The sequence below is a fragment of the Streptomyces sp. NPDC046862 genome (assembly GCF_040704615.1).
Lineage (GTDB): Bacteria > Actinomycetota > Actinomycetes > Streptomycetales > Streptomycetaceae > Streptomyces.
Map to the genome: position 1 here is coordinate 47941 of NZ_JBEYXP010000025.1, position 19429 is coordinate 67369.

The window sequence follows — 19429 nt, forward strand, 5'->3', positions numbered from 1 at the left end:
CCTCCCTGCCCGGACACCTCCCCGCACGCCGAGCCCCCCGTACGCGCCACCGAGCCGTACGCGGGGCTCGGCCCGTGCGCGGCCCATGCGCCGTCCGAGGTCCACGCGATGCCCATGCGATGTCAGAGGTTCACGCGAGACCCGCGCGTACGAAGGCAACGGAGGCGCTCAAGGGCCGAGCCTCGCCAGCACCTCCCCGGTCCGCTGGCTCCAGTCCACCACCACCGCCTCCTCCGGCACCCTCCGCCACCGTGTGAGCAGCAGCCAGCGCACGCCGTACCGGCGGGCGATCACGGTACGTGCGGCGCGCGTGGACGCCGGGTCGAGGTAGGCGCGGACGTCGGCGAGCCGGCGCGCCCGCTTTCGCTCGTCCAGGGCGGGGTCGGGCCAGATGGGCGCGGCGAGGTTCGGCCCGTACCCGGCGATGGCGTGCCCGGATTCGTACCCGTCGGTGATCACGACCTCGCCGGGGCCGATGTGGCGGGCCGCCCACCCGTACCCCGGCCAGCGCGGCGGCTGCGCGAACCCCACGGGGTCCAGCGAGCGCGGCACCACGGCCCCGGCCTGCACGACGAACCCCACACACGCCCCCACGGCGGCGGCCGCCCCCAGCACCCGCCGCGCCCACCCCCACGGCCGGGGCGCCGCCAGCTCCACCGCCAGCGCGAACTGCGGGGCCACCGCCGTGAGCCCCAGGATCCTGCCGTACGTGTAGTGGCCGCTCGCCCAGCCGTACGCCAGCACCAGGCAGTCCAGCGCGAACATCAGCGCCAGCGGGTCCCGCCACGCCCGCCACCAGTGCCCGCCCGCCGCGCGCCGGGCCCGTGCCCACAGCGCGGGCACCCCGAGCAGCGCCAGCCAGAGGTGGGCGCCCATCCGCTCGTAGAGGCGGCGGTGGACGGCGTCCACGGCCGGGTTTCCCGGCAGCGCCAGCACGTCGTTGTACGGCCACACCACGGCGACCGCGACAGCGACCGCCCCCGTGAGGGCCCACCGGCCGGCGACCGGCCCTCGCCACCGGCGCTGCCGTGCCGCCACGATCGCGACGGCCCCGGTCGTCGACGCGACCGCGGTGATCGGATGGACGAGCACGATCAGGCCGTACAGGGCGCCGAGCCCGGCGTACCCCCACCACCCGCGCGGCCCCCGCACCAGCGGCCCCCGCGCGCGCGTGCCCGTCAGCGCCCACGCCCACAACGTCAGCCCGATGGCGAACGCCGACGGATAGCCGAGGTTCGTCGTCATCGACATCAGCCCGAGGTAGCCGCTCCACAGCACCCGCTCGGTGCCCCAGAGCAGCGTCATGAACAGCACGGCGAGGACCGGCGCCCACGGGCGCGGCGTCAGTGTCCGCACGAAGCGGCCGATCCCCGTCAGCAGCACCGCCAGGTTCACCGGACCGGCGAGCCTGACCACCTCCCAGCCCGACAGCCCGGTCAGCCGCGCGAGGCCGCCCTGCACGACGGCGTACGGCGAGTAGTACGGGCTGCCCGCGCCCGGCAGGTCCGCCATCGGGTGGGCGGGGTGGAGCAGATGGGCCTTGAGGCGCTCGACGACCGCCGCGTGCTGGCCGGCGTCGCAGCACAGCGGGATCCGCCAGTACGCCAGCGTCATCACCAGCCAGAACAGGCCGCCGAGGACGGCGTACGGGCCGGGGCGCCAGGTGCGCCAGGTGTGGCCGCCGCGGAGCGCCGTGGCGCCGCGCGTGAGACGCCGTACGGCCCAGGTGCCGCCAGGCTGCCCGGGTTGTGCCGTTTGGGACATTTGCCGTCTATTCCCGTTATCCCTGTGGGGCGTTGACGGCTTGGCCCACCGTCACCTCACTGGGCGACAGACGTGTCCCGCCTCGACGGACCCGGCACCGCGACAGCGGCCGCCGCCGCGCCCGTCAACCGCTCCAGCAGCAGCGGCAGCCCGATCACCGGCAGCAGCCACGCCAGCACGATCAGCCGGCCGCCCCAGATGTTGATGTCGGGATGCGCCGCATGGGTGAGGAACCCGGTGCCCGCCGCCGCGAACAGGAACCCCGCGAACGCCGGCCGCTGCCGTACCGCACCCCACGCCCCCGCCACCAGCCCCGTCAGGAACAGCGGCTCCCAGAACTGCCGGCGCAGCCACTCCGCCCAGAAGTTGGCCTCCAGCTGCCAGAACTCCGGCCACGGCCGGGCCCGGTCCGGGCGGCGGAAGTGACAGGTGAGCAGATCCTGGACACTGTCGGCGGTCGAAGGGAAGCGCAGCAGCCACGCCACCACCACGGTCACCAGGGCTCCGCCGCCCGCCACGGCCCCGACCAGCAGCAGAGGCCGGTCGAGCTCTGACCGCCGCCCTCTGCGCCGTACGGCGGTCACCGCGCACACCCCCACGAGGCACACCGCGAGGAACAGCGCCTGCGAGTGCTTCACCGCGAACAGCAGCCCCAGCGCACCCCCGACGAGGGCGGCACCCTCCCGTCCCCTCCCCTCGACGGCCAGCGCGCACCCCCACAGCGCGGCCAGCGTCAGGTCCAGCAACAACCCCTCCGTCATCGGGCGCATCGCGGTCGCGCCGCACGGCAGGACGTAGAAGAGGACCTGCCCGGTGAGCGCGACCACCGGAGGCGCGCCCAGCGTCCGCAGCACCAGGAACGCCAGGACCCCACCGGCCACCGCCACGAGCACGCCCGCCAGCCACACGCCCCACGTCACCCCGAACACCGTGACGAACGGCACCAGCAGCGCGGGATAGCCGGGCCGCGCCTCGAAGATCCGCATGAACCGCGGGGACGAGAACGGCGCGGTGTATCCGCCCGTCTGCCCGGCCCGCAGCCGCCCGTCCACCTCCCGCCACAGCTTGTCCCGGCATGCCTCGGCGACCCGCGCGGACGTGTCCGGGGCGAGGAAGAGCCCCACGTCCACGCTCTGCTTGCGCCGCGCCATGGAGCTCTTGCCCGCGCACACCCAGTCGATGGTGGCGCCCGCGGCCTCGCGCTTGCCGTCACCGCGCAGGCCGAGCGCGTACGACACGTAGTTCCTGCTGTCGGGCGTGTCCCGGCCGGTGACGTTGGCGAGCTGAAGGAGGGCGAAGACCGCGCCCAGGACCAGCACCCAGGTGCGCGGTCTCACGACAGCGCCAGGAGGTCCGCGGCGGGCGCCGCACGCGGCGCGGGCACCTCCGCCTCGCCCAGCAGCAGCGTCCGTACGACCCGTTCGGCCGCCCGCCCGTCGTCGAACTCGCAGAACCGCGCCCGGAACCCCGCGCGCAGCCGCGCCGACTCCGCGTCCCGCCACGCTCCGGACGCGAACAGCGACGCCAGCTCGCGGTAGGAGCGCGGCACGGGACCGGGCGCGTCGGCCGTGATGTCGAGGTACGCGCCCCGGCTCGCCGTGAACGCGTCCCAGTCGTCGGCGTGCACCACGATCGGCCGGTCCAGGTGGGCGTAGTCGAACATCAGGGCCGAGTAGTCCGTGACCAGCACGTCGGAGGCGAGCATCACGTCCTCTACGTACGGCTCGTCCGTCGCGTCCACGACGACGCCCCGCCGGTGCAGCTCGGCCAGACCGAGCCCGCGCGCAGGGCCGTCCGCGAGCGACGGGTGCAGCCGGACGACGAGGGTGTGGCCCTCACCCAGGTCCGCGGCGAACCGGGCGAGGTCGACACGCTCCACGTGCCCGCCCAGCCGGTAGTCGCGGCGCGTCGGTGCGTACAGCACCACCGTGTGGCCGTCGGGGATGCCCAGCCGGGCGCGGGTCTCGGCGCCGCTGTGCGGCCCGGCGTTCACGAGGACGTCGTTGCGCGGGCTGCCGGACCGCAGCGAGGTGAAGTGGCACGGGTAGGCGCGGCTCCAGACCAGCTCGGAGTGGCGGTTGGCGACCAGGCTGTGGTCCCAGCGGTCCGCGGCGCGCAGCATCCGCGGCACGTCAAGGCCGTACCGGGCGCCGGGCCTGCCCAGCAGATCGACGCCCGAGTACTTGAGCGGGGTGCCCCGGTGGGTGTGGATGTGGACACTGCCCGGGCGTTTGACCTGCTCGTCGGGCCAGTTGACGTTGTTGACGAAGTACGTGGCCCGCGCGGTCACCCGTCGGTGCTCCGGCGAGTCCGGCAGGACGTACTCGATGCCCGGAGGCAGCGACGGCACGCGCTCGGGGCGGACCACCCACACCCCGCGGAGGTGCGGGGCGAGATCACGGGCGGCCCGGTGGACGGCGGCCGGATCGCCGAGGACCCCCTGGTGCGAGAACGCCGAGTACACCGCCAGGTTCGCGTCCAGCGGCCGGTGCGCGTGCACGAAGGACACCCCGGCCCCGACCCGGTCCACGGCCGCCGCGCGCACCGCCCGTTCGCGCTCGCGGACCGCTCGACGTACGCGGTCCGCCCGTCGCCCCGCCCGGTAGCGGGCCCAACTCCTGTGCAGAACCTGGAGTTCGGCGGGCACGGGACCCACGGTCCGGTACTTCCGGAACAGCCCCGCCGAGCGCCGGAAGAACTCCGCCCTGTCCTCGGGCGGCAGCCGGTCCGGCCCTGCGAGGACCTCCAGACAGTGCTCGCCCATCGTGTGGTGCAGGTACCGCCGCCAGCCCACCAGCCGGGGGCGGGAGTCGAGGAAGGTGAAGATCCGCTCGTACTGGTCGAGCAGGTCGAAGTGCCCACGGCCGGCGGTCGACAGGGCGTCCGGCAGGATGTCCGACGGCAGGATGTCCGACAGGGTGTTGCCGTGCCGCCGCTGCCGGTACGCGACGCAGATCCGGTCCAGCGTGGCGATCGAACCGGCGGTGAGCAGCACCGGGAACGTCCAGGGCGTGTCCTCGTAGTACCCCGGCGGGAAGGCGAAGCCCTGGCGCTCGACGAACTCCCGCCGGTACGCCTTGTTCCACACCACCCTCGGCAGCTCCATGACCTCCGGGTACTCGGCGGCCGTGAAGGTGCCGCTCCGGCAGGCGCGCGCGTGGTCGAGGACCAGCACGTCCGGGTCACCCGTCTCCTCCAGCCGGTCGGCCACCGCGCCCAGGGCGCCCGGGGTGAGCGTGTCGTGGCTGTCGAGGAACAGCAGGAAGTCCCCGGCGGCGTGCCGCATCCCGGCGTTGCGCGCTCGGCCGGGCCCCACGTTCTGAGGCAGGTGCAGCACCTTCACGCGCGGGTCGCGGGCGGCGTACGCGTCGAGGATCTCCCCGCTGCCGTCCGGTGAGCAGTCGTCGACCGTGATCAGCTCCAGATCGGTGTACGACTGCCGCAGCACCGAGTCGAGGCACTCGCGCAGGAAGCCCCGCACGGCGTGGACGGGGACGATGACACTGAAGCGGGGCACTGCCGTGAGCTCCTTACGAGGCCGACGAGACCGATGACGCGGGTGAGGCGGGTGAGGGTGTCCGGGCGGACGGGGTGGGGGCGGGGACGCGCCGGTCGATCGGGATCACGGCAGGGATCGACTCGGGCGGTTCGCCGAGCAGCACCCGGCGCACCACCCGCTCCGCGGCCCGCCCGTCGTCGAACTGGCAGAACCGCTCCCGGAACGTGGCCCGCAGCGCGGCGGACCCCGCGTCCGAGTAGGAACCGTCACGGAAGAGACGTGCCAGTTCGTCGGGCGTCCGCGCCACCGGGCCGGGCGGTGCCTCCATGAGGTCGACGTACACGCCGCGCGTCTCCCGGCAGACCTCCCAGTCGTCCGCGTACACGACGATCGGCCGGTCGAGGTTGGCGTAGTCGAACATGATCGACGCGTGGTCCGTGACCAGCGCGTCGGCCGCGAGACAGACGTCCTCGGCCGAGCGGTGGTGCGTGACGTCGATGATCCGGCCGCCGCCGACGCTGCTCGCGCGCCCGCCCCGGTCGTCGACGTGGTCGGCGTACAGCAGGACGACGTACTGCTCGCCGGCCGCCTCGCAGAACGCCTCCAGGTCGAGCCGCGCGTCGAGCGGCGCGTACAGCAGCGCGACCCTGCCCTCCGGGACGCCCAGCTCCCGCCGGACGCGGGCCACGTCGTCGGCCGTCGCCGTGCAGTACACGTCGTTGCGCGGACAGCCGTACTCGAGCGTCTCGTACGCGCCCGGGAAGGCCCGTTCCCACACCTCCGTGGAGTGCCGGTTGGAGGAGAGGCCGAAGTCCCAGCGGTCCACGCGGTGCAGGAGCCTGTCGAAGCCGCCGGCCGTGGCGGCCGCCATCGGGTACATGGCCAGGTCGACGCCCGTCGTCGTCAGCGGGGTGCCCGGCTGGATCCGCAGGTGCACGCTCCCGGGGCGTTTGACGGCCGTGTCCTCGAAGCCCGTGTCCTCGAAGCCCGTGTCCTCGAAGTCCGCGTCCGCGAAGTCGGTGTCGTCCACCAGGTACGTGGCGCGGGCGAGCACCTCCCACGCGCGTGGGCTGCCGATGACGGCGTACTCGACGCCCTCCGGCAGGGCGTCCACCGCCTCGGGCTCCACCAGGAACACCGACCGGAGGTACGGGGCGAGTCGGCGGGCCATGGCGTGGATCGCGGCCGGATCGCCGGCGTAGCCGCGGCCCCGGTCCGCGCGGTACACCGCGAGGTTCTCGTCGAGCGGGCGGCGCCGGTGCGCGGCGTACAGCGCACGGGCGCGCGGCAGCCGGGGGCGCGGGACCGCCCGTACCGCCTTCGCGGTGGTCCGGTGGGCGGCGCGCAGGGTGTGGAACGCCGTGTACGCGCCCGCCGCGAGCAGCCGGTGCTGCACCCCGAGGCTGCCCGCCGGGGGACGGAACCTGGCCGGGCGGTAGCGGCGGTGGAGCCGGGCCGCCCGGCCGAAGAAGGCACGGCGGCGCTCGGCGGGCAGCAGCCCGGGGCGGGCCGCCGTCCGCAGCACGGCGGCGAAGAGCTGCTCGAACAGCGCCTCGGACAGCCCGTGCTCGGCACACGCCCGCGACAGCACCAGCTCCACCTGGTCGAGCAGGTCCAACTGGTGCTCACCCGGCGCGTCGAGCCGGCTGCCCTGCCGCCGCACGAGGTGTCGTACGCACACCGAACGCAGCTCGGCCGTCCTCTCGGCGGTGAGCGTGACCAGCCCGCTCCAGCCCACATCCGTGAAGTGACCGCAGGGGAAGGCGAGTTGGTGCTCGGTGACGAACGCCCGCCGGTAGGCCGCGCTCCACGCCGGTGCCCGCGCCCCCTTCAGCCGGAGCGTGGTCGGCTCGCCCTCCCACCAGGGCACGCGCTCGTGGTCGAAGGACAGGACGTCGGGCTCCCCGGACGACAGCAGCCGGGCGTGCAGGGCCGCCAGCGCGCCCGGCGCCAGTGTGTCGTCACCGTCGAGGAACAGCAGGTACCTGCCGGTGGCCGCCGCCGTCCCCGCGTTCCGCGCCCCGCTCAGCCCGGCCGACGGCGGCGAGTCGACCGGGGCGACACGGGTGTCCCGCTCGGCGTACGCGGCGATGACCGTGGCCGCCGGGGCGTCGGGGGTGTCGCGGACCGGGATCAGCTCGAAGGCGCCGAAGGACTGGGAGAGGACCGAGTCCAGAGCCAGGGACAGCCGCCCCTCCACGCCGTGCGTGGGGACGATGACGCTGAAGCGGGGCATGCGGGCTGCCTTCGGCTCGGAACTCGGAAGACGTCGGAGTCGGAAGACGTCAGAGGGTGTCGGGGACGCGGAGCCCGCCGCAGGGCGACGGCACCGCGGCGAGCAGGGACGGCGCGAGGGACGGCTGCGTGAGGGACGACGGCGTGAGCGACGGCGCCGAGGGCGACGACGGCGAGGGGTCGCCCAGGGAGCGCGCCCGGCGTGCCGCGGCCGACGGCACCGGGTGGCGCTCGGCCAGGGGTACGAACGGCGGCAGACCGCCTCTCTCGCCCAGCACCACACGCCGTACGACCCGCTCGGCGGCCAGCCCGTCGTCGTACGGGCAGAAGCGCTCCCGGAACGCGGCCCGCAGCTGGGTGGAGCGCGAGCCGCGCCAGTGGCCGGAGGTGAAGATGTCGATCAGTTCGTCCTCGCTGCGGGCGACCGCGCCCGGCGGGAAGGAACGCAGGTCGAAGTAGGTGCCGCGGGCCGCCTCGTACGCCTCCCAGTCGTCCGCGTGGATCACGATCGGCCGGTCCAGGTTCGCGTAGTCGAACATCAGGGACGAGTAGTCGGTGACCAGCACGTCCGAGGCCAGGCACAGGTGCTCGACGTTCGGGTGGCCGGTCACGTCGACGATCCGGCCGCCGGGGGACTCGACCAGCGGGGTGCCGTCGGCGTGGTGGGCGCGGGCCAGCAGCACGAAGCGGGGGCCGAGCCGGCGCAGCACGCGCTCCAGGTCGAGGGTCAGGCAGGGCCCGCACTTGTAGTCGCGGTGCGTGGGCGCGTACAGGATCGCGACCGCGCCCTCGGGGATGCCGAGCGAGGCGCGCAGCCGGTCCACCTCCACCGACGTGGCGCGCTGGAACACGTCGTTGCGCGGCTGGCCGTACTCCAGCGTCTCGTACCCGGCCGGGAAGACCCGGTTCCAGACCAGCGTGGAGTGGCGGTTGCCCGACAGCACGTAGTCCCACTGGTCGGCGCCGCGCAGCTGCCGGGCGAAGTCCGTGCCCCCGGCGGCGGCCGGTCGGTCCTTCAGGTCGAGGCCCATCTGCTTGAGCGGGGTGCCCGCCCGCGTCTGCACCAGCACCTGGCCCTTGCGCCGGACCAGCCGGGAGTCGAAGTCGGTGTTGGCGACCAGGTACCTGGAGCGGGCCAGCGCCGTGAAGTAGGCGAGCGAGCCGGGCGTCACCCGGCGGGTGGCCGTCGGCAGCGTGTGGTGGTGCTCGGGACGGGCCACCCACGCGGTGCGCATCCGGGGGACCAACGAGCGGAACGCGTCCTCCAGCGCGGCCGGGTTGCACCCGTAGCCGCGCCCCCCGTGGGAGGCGAACAGCGCGCGGTCCTCGCGCAGGGGGAGCAGCCGCTGGACGCGGTAGTGGACGCGGAGCGCCGCCCGCCACCCCCCGTGGGCCAGCAGGGAGCCCAACCGGCCCGAGCGCCGCAGCACCCGCACGCCGACCGACAGCACCCGGTACGCGCGGTGGCTGCCCAGCCGGACCAGCCCGTGCCGCAGACGACTGCGGGCCGGGGCGCCGGGCGCCCGGTACCGGACGTAGTGGGCGCGGGCCCGGCGCAGGAACTCGGCGCGGGTGCCGAGCGGCAGCCGGCCGCGCCGGGCGTACACGGCCGCGAGGTGGTCGACCATGCGGCGGAACAGCACCGGGCGCCAGTGGGCCAGCGCGGGACGGGAGTCGAGATACGCGAACAGCCGGTCGTACTGCTCGAAGACGTCGAAGTGGCGGCGGCTCGCCGTGCGCGTGATGCCGCCCAGACGGCGCTGGCGGTAGTGGACGCAGACCCGGTCGAGGGTGGCGATCGACTCGGCGGCCATCAGCACCGGGTACGTCCAGGGCGTGTCCTCGTAGTAGCCGGGCGGGAAGGCGAAGCCCTCACGGTCGAGGAACTCACGCCGGTACGCCTTGTTCCACGCCACCTTCATGACCGACAGCAGCCCCGGCCGCTCGTCGAGGCGGAAGGGTGCCGGGCCCTCCTCGGTGAGTTCGAGGGCGTGCTCGTTGCGGCGGATCTCGCCGGACCAGAAGGCGCGCGCGTAGTCGTAGACGAGGACGTCGGGGCCGTCGGTCTCCTTGGCGCGGTCGGAGATCGCCCGCAGGGCACCCGGGGTGAGGGTGTCGTCGCCGTCCAGGAAGACGACGTAGTCGCCGGTGGCGAGGCGCAGCCCGGCGTTGCGGGCGAGTCCGAGGCCCGCGTTGTCGGGCAGGTGGACGGGCCGTACGCGCGGGTCGCGGGCCGCGAACTCGTCGGCGATCGCGCCGCACGCGTCCGGGGAGCAGTCGTCGACGACGATCAGTTCGAGATCGGTGAAGGACTGGGACAGCACGGAATCCAGGCACTCGTGCAGGTACGCCTGAACCTCGTAAGCGGGGACGATGACACTGAACCTGGGCACAGGGGACATCCATGGGTCGGCGCGGGCATACTGCCCGGAAACGCGCCGGACGGCGATCGGGTTACGCCGGACGTGCCATACGGGGGAAGCGGGGTCAACTGAGGTGAACAGGGGGAGGGGGCGCGCCGGAATCGGCCCGCCCCCTCCGATCGAGTGACGTAACTGCCCTACAGGCAGACGCAACTGCCCTACGGGCCCGCCTACTTCACCGCACCCGCCATCACCCCGGACACGAACTGCCGCTGGAACGCGAAGAACACGGCCAGCGGGATCACCATGGAGATGAAGGCGCCCGGAGCGAGGATCTCGATGTTGCTGCCGAACTGCCGCACCTGCTGCTGCAGGGCGACCGTCAGCGGCTGCGAACCCGAGTCGGAGAACACCAGGGCGACCAGCATGTCGTTCCACACCCACAGGAACTGGAAGATCCCCAGCGAAGCGATCGCCGGCGCGCCCAGCGGCAGCACGACGGTCAGGAACAGCCGGGCCTCCCCGGCGCCGTCCAGCCGCGCAGCCTCCAGCAACTCCCGGGGGATCTCCGCGAAGAAGTTGCGCAACAGGAAGATGGCGAACGGCAGTCCGAAGCCGACGTGGAACAGGATGACGCCGATGATGTCGCCGAAGATCCCGAGGTCCCGGAAGAGACCGGACAACGGGATCAGGGCCACCTGCACCGGCACCACCAGCAGCCCCACCACGACCATGAACCACCAGTCGCGGCCCTTGAAGTCCATCCACGCGAACGCGTACCCGGCCATCGCGCCGACGAGGATGACCAGGAGCGTCGCCGGGACCGTGATCAGAATCGTGTTGAACAGGGAGTTGGTGATGTCGTCGTTCTCCAGCAGCGACTTGTAGCTCTTCGCCGTCAGCTGGGCGGGCGCCGAGAAGACCTTCCACCAGCCCGAGTCGGCGATGTCGGTCGGCTCGCGGAACGAGGAGACCAGCAGGCCGAGGGTCGGCACCAGCCAGAACAGGGCCACCAGCAGCAGGAAGACGCGCAGCGCGCCGCCCGCCGCACCGCTCGCCACCCGGGCGGCGAGCGACGGCCTGGCCCGAACGGTCGTGCCGGGCGCCGGAGTTCCCGGCACCGGCGGGCCGGACGTGGGTGTGTCGAGAGCGGTCACCGCTGACGCTCCTTCCGCAGGCGCCGGATGTTGACCCACATCACCGGCAGGACGAGCAGCAGCAGGACGACACCGAGCGCGCTGCCGAGACCCTCGTTGCCCCCGCCGCCGAACGACACGAGATACAGCTGCAGCGCGAGGACGGTCGCGTCGTCCTGGCTGGGCTGCGGCGCGATGATGTAGACGAGGTCGAAGATCTTCATCACGTTGATCATCAGCGTGACGAGGACGACGACCAGGACCGGTGCCAGCAGCGGCACGGTGACCCTGCGGAACACCTGCCACTCGTTGGCGCCGTCCACGCGGGCCGCCTCCAGCAGGTTGCGGTCCACTCCGGCGAGCCCCGCCGCGATCAGCACCATCGCGAAGCCCGCCCACATCCACACGTACGCGCCCATGATGGCCGGCGTCACGAGGGTCGGGCCGAGCCAGTCGATGCCGCTGTACGGCGCCGCGAAGTTCGAGCCGGGGAGGCGGAGTTGGGCTCCGTCCGCCTTGTCGGGCAGCGAGAACGTGCCGTCGGCGCCGCTGGTCGCGGAGGCGACTACCTTGCCGTCCTTCACCGCCTCGACCTTGACGCCCTTCAGCGCCTTCTCGCCCGGGTCGATGGCGCCCTTCTCCCCGCCGCCGCCCAGCTTGAAGTCCAGCCAGACGGTGCCGGTGACGCCGTCGCCCGTGGCCGCCTTGGCGCCTTCCGGAGTACCGGGCAGCTTGTTGGGCGCGATGCCGACCAGGGGGAGCAGGGCCGGGGTTCCCGCCCTGACCGGATCCGTCGAGGTGAACGAGCCGCCGCCGGACGGCTTCAGATCGCTGACCTGCGCGTTGGGCCGGGCGTTCGGATACACCGACGAGTCGGCGAACGCGTCGTGCACCGACGTGACCACCGCGTTCGCCACGCCCTGGTCCGGGTCCGCCTCGTACACCAGCCGGAAGATGATGCCCGCGGCGAGCATCGAGATCGCCATCGGCATGAAGACGACCAGCTTGAACGCCGTTCCCCAGCGCACCCGTTCGGTGAGGACGGCGAAGATGAGGCCGAGCGCGGTGACGATCGCCGGGGCGACGGCCACCCAGATCGCCGTGTTCCGCAGGGCTTTCAGGTTGGCGTCGTCGGAGAAGATGTCGACGTAGTTGTCGAGTCCGACGAAGCCCGAGCCGTCCGCGTCGAACAGGCTCCGCCAGACCGAGTACCCGATCGGGTAGACCACGAGCGCGCCGAGCAGCACCAGCGCGGGCAGCAGGAACAGCACCGCCACCCACAGCCGGGTGCCCATCACGCTCTTGCGCGGTGCGACGGGGGGCGTCGGCAGTGCACCGGCGCCCCCCGTCGGCTTCGCAACGGCTTCCGCCATGCCGGGCCGTCAGCCGTTCCCGTACGCCTTGGCGGCGTCCGACTCCAGCTTGCGCTGGGCGCCCGCCACGTCCTTGGGGTTCCGCAGGAAGTCCTGCAGGTCCTTCCACTCGCCGACACCCTGGGTGCCGCCGAACGCCGCCGGGGCCTGGTCGGACATGTCGAAGCGGAAGTCGTCGCCCGCCGCGAGCAGCGCCTTGGCGATGTCACGGGTGACGGCGTCCTTGTACGCCCCCTGGTCCATCTCCTTGTTGGGGGAGATGACTCCGCCCTGCGCGGCCCAGATCTCCGCCGCGTCCGTCGACGCCAGGAACGTCAGCAGGGCCTGCGCGCCCTTGCTGTCCGTGAGGGCCACCGCCGCGTCGCCGCCGCTGACCACCGGGGAGTCGGCGCCGACCGCCGGGAACGGGAACACCTTGGCGTCCGTGCCCACCTTCGCCTTGGTGTCGGCGTTGATGTTCGCGGTCACGAAGTCACCCTCGAAGACCATTCCGGCCGGGGTGTCACCGGAGAACGTCTTGATGACCGACTTCGGGAACTCCGTGCCCAGCGCGCCCTTGCGGCCGCCCGCGAGCAGTTCGTCCTTGCCCCACAGCTCGCCCAGCGTGGTCAGGGCCTCCTTGACCGAGGGATCCGTCCACTTGATCTTGTGCGCGGCCAACTGGTCGTACTTCTCCGGGCCCGCCTGCGAGAGATAGACGTTCTCGAACCAGTCCGTGAGCGTCCAGCCGTCCGCGCCGCCGATGGAGACCGCGGGGGAGCCCGCGTCGGACAGGGTCTGCGCGGTCTGCACGAACTCGTCCCAGGTCTTGGGCGGTTGGGTGATCCCCGCCGCCTCGAACGACTTGGTGTTGTACCAGACCAGCGACTTGTTGGCGGCCTTCACATAGGCCCCGTACTGCTTGCCCTTGTACGCCCCGAGGTCCACCCAGCCCTTGGAGAAGTTCTTCTTCAACTGCTCCTGGGCCGCGCTGCCCAGCGGTTTGACCCAGCCCTTGTCGGCGAACTGGTGCAGCACGCCGACCTGGGGCAGGAACGCGACGTCCGGCGGCTTGCCGCCCTCGATCTTGGTACCGAGGAACGTGGAGGTGTTGTTGCCCGTCGGCACGAAGGTGACCGTCGCTCCCGTGCGCTTCTCGAACTCGTCCAGGACCTTGGTGAAGTTCTCCTGCTCCGGGCCGGTCCAGACGGCCGCGACCTCCAGCTTCTCGCCTTTCAGCTTGGGCAGTTGAACGGTGACCTTGCTGCCGCCGTCGTTGTCCTTGCTGCCGTTGTCCTTGGAGCCTGAGTCGTCGTCACCGCCGCACGCGGTGAGGGAGAGGGCGAGGACGCCCGCGGCGAGAGCGGCAACTGCCTTGGCGGCTCCGGGCTTTGCGGGGTTTCCGGGTTTTCTGGCTTTCCTGAGTGGTGGCGTGTGCTTGAGCGACTTACCTGTCCGAAGAGTGCTGCGCATCACTGCCCCGTTCTTCGTTCATCATCGAACGTCCGAGCGCTGTCCCGTGGCACTGGTCTACGCCGGGCGACTGGGGGCGGCAAGAGCGCCTGCGGTGTCAAGTCGGTGATCGTAATGGCCTCGTGACGTGAAATCAGGCAGGGCGCATCGATCACGGACCGGGTGGGGGCGGCCTCCCTCCCCAGGGGAGCCTGCCCAACAGCTGAGTGATGGTGGATCAGCCGGACACAGAAACTCCGGTCACCTGTTTCTTGCCCGCTGTCCGACGCCTCCGGGGTGTTGCGAACGTGCGTGCCTGTTGTCGCTGGTGAGGGTGGTGGCTTTGGCATCGCGGTACAGGCGTGCGGTGGTCGTACATATGGTCCCTCTGAGGTTCGGGATGCCATGCCATACCGGCCGGGAACCGTGAGGGGGCGAGATGGCGCAGGTGGAGGCGGCTGCGGAGGCCGGGCGTGCCCGCTACACGTACCGGCTGCGCCTGTCGCGCACCGCCCGCACCGACCTGGTGGCGGAGTGGGACCGGTGCCGCTGGATCTGGAACGAATGCGTTGCCAAGTCGAAGGCCGCACACCTGCACAACAAGGCCACCGGCCAGAAGGCCACATGCGGCCCGGCACAGCTGGATCGGATGCTGACCGAGGCCCGCGCCAGTACACCGTGGCTGCGGGAGGGCTCGTCGGTCGTCCAGCAGCAGGTCATCCGCGACTTCGGCCGCGCCCGCGCCAAGGCGCACAAGGACGTCACCGAGCGCCTGCCGGTTCGGCAGCGGGCCGGGATGCCGAAGTGGAAGACCAAACGCGAGAGTCTGCCGACTCTCAACTACACCCAGCGCGGCTTCCGGTTGAAGGACGGGCGGCTGCACTTGGCGGGCGGCATCGTGGTGGCGGTGGTGTGGTCGCGGGTACTGCCGGCTGAGCCGTCCTCGGTGCGCGTGTACCAGGACAGCCTCGGGCATTGGTACTGCTCGTTCGTTGTCCCCGCCCAGGTTGAGCCCCTGCCGGGAACAGGCCGTGTACTCGGTGTCGACTGGGGTGTGAAGGAGACCGCGACTACCACGTCCGACGCGCACGACCTGCGGCACGCCGAGCACGGCAAGAAGGCCCACACGAAGCTGACCCGGTACGACCGGATGATGGCCCGCCGCAAGCCGAACAGGGGCCGGCCCGCATCGAAGGGCTACCGCGAGGCGAAGAAACTGCGGGCGAAGGCGCACAAGAAGGTCGCCAGACAGCGTAAGGATACCGGCCGCAAGTGGGCCAAGAAGGTGGTCCGCGACCACGGCGCCGTCGCTGTCGAGGACTTCCGCCCGAAGTTCCTCGCCAGGACCACCATGGCCCGCAAGGTCGCTGACGCCGCCATCGGCGCCACCAAGGCCGCTCTGATCGAGATGGGCCGCAAACACGGGCGGGACATCCGCCTCGTACACCCCGCGCACACCACGATGGACTGCGCGCACTGCGATGCGAGAGCCAAGCATCGCCTGCCGCTGGGTGAGCGCACCTACACCTGCACCGCATGCGGATACGTGTCCCCACGCGACAAGAACTCCGCACGCGTCATGCTCGTCCGGGCTGGTCTCAACCCGGCTGGTGCTGATGGCGCAAGACCTCCTGGAGCGCTGCTCCAGGAGGCGGCCTGAGCCAGGAATCCCCTCCCTTCAGGGAGGGGAGGATTCAAAAAAGCGAAGGGACCTCCGTCGCCGAGACCTCGCGGGCCGCACGGTCCAGGGCGCTGGCCAGGAGGGCCAGATCCGTCGGGCCGTTGCCCAGCTCGCGGACCGGGCGGCGGGTCGGGGGGTCGCCCATGCGGGTCCAGTCCACGGGGACGACCGTGGGGCGGAGCGTGGCCGTACGGGGAATGCGGCCCGTGACGCGGCCGGCCTGGAAAGTGGTGGCACGGTCGGGGGCGGGGTGACCGGCGGGCCGGTTGTTCCGGACCGTCAGCCGGCCGCGTCCCGGCGCCGGTTCGTCCGGGCCCGATGCGGGCGCCTCCAGGGTGACGTGGAGCGTGGCCGCGCGGGCGAGGTCGGTCTCCGCCGTGCGGGTGCCTCCGGAGGTGGTGGCGACCAGGTGCACACCGAGGCGGGCGCCCTCCCGGGCCACGGCCTCCAGGGCCCGTACGACGGAACCGGCCGCCGGGCGGCCCGGCGAGCCGAGCGGCGGGGACAGCAGCGCGTCGAGGTCGTCCACGATCACCACCAGACGGGCGAGCGGCGGGCCGGGGTCGGTGCGGTCACGGGACGCGGACGGGCGCAGCCGCAGGGTGGAACTGGGCGGTGAGTCCAGGTCGTCGGCACCGGACGAGGCACCCGCGGAGAGGCCGGACGAGGTGGCGGACGGCGTGCCGGCCGTTCCCGTCGTGCCCTTGGCCGAGCGCTGGGCGACGACGCGGCCGGACACCCCCCGCTGGGTGTGCCACGCGATGAAGTCGAGGCGGCCGAGCAGCTCCGCACGGCGCTTGAGCTCGGCGCTCAGGGACTGTGCGAACTCCCGCATGCGGACCGGGTCGTGGGCCGCGAGATGCGTGCCGACGTGCGGGAGGTCGGTGCAGACGCCCAGGCCGTCGCCCGGACGGGGGCCGTGGCCGCTGCCGCTGCTGTCCCGTCCGTCCACGAGGGCGATGCCGAGCCGGTCGGGGCGCTCGGCGGCGGCGAGCGAGGCCGCGATGGAGCGCAGCAGCTCCGTACGGCCGCTGCCGGTCGGGCCCTCGATCAGCAGATGGGGGCCGTCGGCGGCGAGGTCCGCGCACACCGGCCCGCGGGGACCGGCGCCGAGCACGGCCCAGGCCCGCCCGCCGACCGTCTGCGCGTCGTCGGCCGCGTCCGCCCAACGCGCCATCAGGGACGCCGGAGTGGCGCGCGCCAACCCCAACTCGTCCAGCAGCCGCGCCGACTGGGGCAACGGCGCTGACACGCGCGCGTGCCGCTCACCGAGGGCGCCGTCCGACCGCAACGGCGCCAGCGCCCGCGCGAACCGCTCGGCCCAGGCCACCGAGACCGCGTCGACGGCGGCCACGGTGCCGGGAGTTATCGGGCCGGAAGGCGAGGGGGAGGGGGCACCGGCTGGGGGACGTGCTTCGGCGGGACGGCGGGCGCCGGTGTCCGCCGGGGTGCGCTCGGCCGGGTCCGGGCGCGTGTGACCGTCGGTGTCGGGAGGCAGGTGGCCCATCAGACTGACGTGGGTCCGGCTCCCGTGCTCGGAGGGGACCTGGCGCGCCGTGGCCGACGGGGTGTGGCCTGTGGGGCGCGTGGCGGCGCGGGCGGTGGGGTCCGACGCGCGCGCGTGGTGTTGTGAGGGCTCGGGGTGCGCGTGCAGCGCGGGCTCTCCCGCCGTGTGACCCGCGGGGCGGGCCGGGGCGACCCGCATCAGCCGCAGTGCCGTGGCGACGTCCCCGCTGAGCAGGGCTACGGCCCCGCACTCGCGGAACGCGGGCGACACCCCGCACGCGGCCTCGTACGTCTCCGACACCGGTGACGCGGGCGACGCGGCCTCCGTCTCGGCGAGGCACACCACGTGGATGCCCGCCGCCGGTCCCTGCACCGCCAGCCGCGCGACGGCCTTGCGCACATCGGCTCCGCCCGCGTCGCCGTCGACGATCACCACCGTGTACGGCCCGGCGAAGCCGGCGTCCGCCGGGTCCTCGTCCCGGGCCCACGAGGGCCGGTGCACAGGGCGCCTGCCGGAGGCGCCCTCGCCGCTGCCGCTGTCCGCGTCGCTCACCCTGCCGGCGGCGTCCACACCGGTCGCGTCGTACGAGCCGTGCGTACCGGTCGTGCCGTGCGCGCCCGACGCGTCGAGTCCCCTGTCCGCCAGATGGTCCTCCAGGCGGCGCAGAAGCTCGTCGGTGCGCGCGGTGGCCTGGTCGCGGTCGTACGCCAGGAGGAGGCGGCAGTCCTGGCCGTGCCCCGGGCGGACGTGGGGGAGCCAGCCGAGCCAGGACCAGTCGGCCGTGCGCTCGTCGGCCGGCCGGGAGCGGTCCGCGCTGATCAGGACCAGCTCCAGGGCGTCGGGCGAGTGCAGCGCGGCGAGCTGTGCCACGACCGCGCGGGCCAGGCCCAGCAGCCGCGCGCGCGGCCCGGCGACTCCCAGAGCGCCGACCTCGCGCAGCCCGGCGGTCACCGGCACCGAGGGCAGCAGCCCCGAGCCGTCGGGCGCCGCCCGGTCGGCCGTCCCCAGCCGGACCGTCAGCGCCTCCGGGTGCTCCGGTGCCCGCTCCCACAACCGCGGGCCCGGCCCGAGCGCCGTGAGCAGCAGCGTGGCGGGGTCCGGCCACTTCTCCGGGGCCTGGGCCACCGCGACGGGGGGCTCCTCGGGGAAGTCGTCCTCATCCGTCTCGTACGGGTCGAGCCCCTCGCCCGGCTGGTCGCCGCGTCCGCCGGCCAGCCGTCGCGCCCAGGCCGAGAGGCCGCCGCGCTTCCGGGGCCCGCGTGGCATGTCCGTACCCCGCACGGGGGTCCCCTTGCGGGTGCCGCCCGGGCCGGGAACACCGTCGGCCTGGGCTCGGTCCTGGTCCTGGGCCCGGTCCTGCGCCTGGCTGCCGAGGGCCGTCCGCCTGCTTTGGGGCGCCGCATCGCCCACGGGGGTCGAGCTGCCGAGGGCCGCCGGGCTGCCGGGAACCGCCGCGCGACCGGGGGACGCGGGGCCCTCCGCAGTCACCGAACGGGTGCTGCCGTGGGGCGTCGGGTGGCCCGCGGGCGCCGTACCGGGCGCCGTACCGTGGCCGGTCTCGGCCGGGCCCCCGCCCTGAGCGCCTCCGCCCCGGGTGCCCCTGCTCTCGATCCGTGGAGCCCCGCCCTGCCCCGGCACCACGGGCTCGCCGTCATCGCCGGGGGCGCCTGCGGTGACCACCCGCACATGCCCTTCCCCGTCGGGCGCCGTCCCCAGCGCCCCGGAGCCCGCGCCGATGCCGCCGGGCGGGGCCAGCCGCAGGGCCGACTCGCCGATGCGCAGCAGCCCGCCCGGGGTGAGGCGCACCGGGCGGTCGCCCACACGGGTGCCGTCGAGCGTCGTGCCGTTGGTGGAGCCGATGTCGGTGACCGAGACACGTCCGTCCTCGGCGACCGTCACCGCGCAGTGCAGGCGGGAGACGTCCGGGTCGTCGAGGGGCACGTCCGCGTCGGCGGAGCGGCCGATCTGGATCCTGCCGCCGTGCAGGAAGTGGACGCCGCCCGCGTCCGGACCCGCCACCACGTGCAGCCGCGGCGCCGACTCGTCCACCTCGGGCCCGGGCTCCGGGGCGCCCAGGGACAGCACGGCGCCGTCGACCAGCGGCGGCTCGCCCAGGGTGCAGCGCTGTGCGTCCAGCCGCTCCGCGCCCGCGTACAGCACGACGGTCCCGCCGCCGTGGTCCCGGCTCCGCTCGGGCTGGGCGGCGCCCCCGTCCCCGCCGACCGCCGACGCGAGACCGGACGCCACCGCGGCCAGCGCGGTCCCCGGCGGTGCCGTCACCAGCACATCGCAGGCCGTGGCACGACCTCGCGGCTCCGAGGGCGGCCCCAGCGGGTCTACGACGGTCAGCCGGATCTGCATCGCCGTCAGCGGTCCCTTCCGCGCGGGCACCCGCGGCGGGACGGACGAGCCTGCGCGGTCCCCACCGCAGACTTCCCCC

10 protein-coding genes are annotated in these 19429 nt (G+C 73.5%); 1 reads left to right on the top strand and 9 read right to left on the bottom strand.

What is annotated here, in order from left to right:
- Positions 1–168: 168 nt before the first annotated feature.
- The 8 genes from AB0959_RS26635 to AB0959_RS26670 all read right to left on the bottom strand — a co-directional run bounded on the left by AB0959_RS26635 (position 169) and on the right by AB0959_RS26670 (position 13822).
- Positions 169–1764: a hypothetical protein gene (locus AB0959_RS26635; protein WP_366829082.1), complete on the bottom strand. Its 1596-nt coding sequence runs from the start codon at positions 1762–1764 to the stop codon at positions 169–171.
- Positions 1765–1820: 56 nt separating this feature from the next.
- On the bottom strand, positions 1821–3101 hold the full coding sequence (locus AB0959_RS26640; RefSeq protein ID WP_366829083.1) for a hypothetical protein: 1281 nt from the start codon (positions 3099–3101) through the stop codon (positions 1821–1823).
- On the bottom strand, positions 3098–5281 hold the full coding sequence (locus AB0959_RS26645) for a bifunctional glycosyltransferase family 2 protein/CDP-glycerol:glycerophosphate glycerophosphotransferase (protein ID WP_366829084.1): 2184 nt from the start codon (positions 5279–5281) through the stop codon (positions 3098–3100). The genes AB0959_RS26640 and AB0959_RS26645 overlap by 4 nt, the downstream gene beginning before the upstream one ends.
- Before the next feature lie 13 nt (positions 5282–5294).
- Entirely contained in the window at positions 5295–7499 is a 2205-nt protein-coding gene (locus AB0959_RS26650; protein WP_366829085.1) for a CDP-glycerol glycerophosphotransferase family protein, read from the bottom strand.
- Between the two features lie 49 nt (positions 7500–7548).
- Complete coding sequence (locus tag AB0959_RS26655; protein WP_366829086.1) at positions 7549–9891, bottom strand: bifunctional glycosyltransferase family 2 protein/CDP-glycerol:glycerophosphate glycerophosphotransferase; 2343 nt, start codon at positions 9889–9891, stop codon at positions 7549–7551.
- 200 nt (positions 9892–10091) lie between these two features.
- Positions 10092–10982 carry a carbohydrate ABC transporter permease gene (locus AB0959_RS26660; protein ID WP_366829188.1) on the bottom strand — a complete coding sequence of 297 codons (891 nt, stop codon included), beginning with the start codon at positions 10980–10982 and terminating at the stop codon, positions 10092–10094.
- Between the two features lie 32 nt (positions 10983–11014).
- Positions 11015–12370: a sugar ABC transporter permease gene (locus AB0959_RS26665; protein WP_366829087.1), complete on the bottom strand. Its 1356-nt coding sequence runs from the start codon at positions 12368–12370 to the stop codon at positions 11015–11017.
- 9 nt (positions 12371–12379) lie between these two features.
- The gene (locus AB0959_RS26670; protein ID WP_366829088.1) at positions 12380–13822 is read right to left on the bottom strand and encodes an ABC transporter substrate-binding protein; all 1443 of its coding nucleotides are present in this window, start codon (positions 13820–13822) and stop codon (positions 12380–12382) included.
- A 418-nt stretch (positions 13823–14240) separates the two neighbouring features.
- Here AB0959_RS26670 and AB0959_RS26675 point away from each other — a divergent pair, with 418 nt between their 5' ends.
- Positions 14241–15461 carry a transposase gene (locus AB0959_RS26675; protein ID WP_366829089.1) on the top strand — a complete coding sequence of 407 codons (1221 nt, stop codon included), beginning with the start codon at positions 14241–14243 and terminating at the stop codon, positions 15459–15461.
- A 34-nt stretch (positions 15462–15495) separates the two neighbouring features.
- Here AB0959_RS26675 and AB0959_RS26680 read toward each other — a convergent pair whose 3' ends face one another.
- A complete protein-coding gene (locus AB0959_RS26680; protein ID WP_366829090.1) occupies positions 15496–19350 on the bottom strand; it encodes an FHA domain-containing protein in 3855 nt (1284 codons plus the stop codon).
- Positions 19351–19429 lie beyond the last annotated feature (79 nt).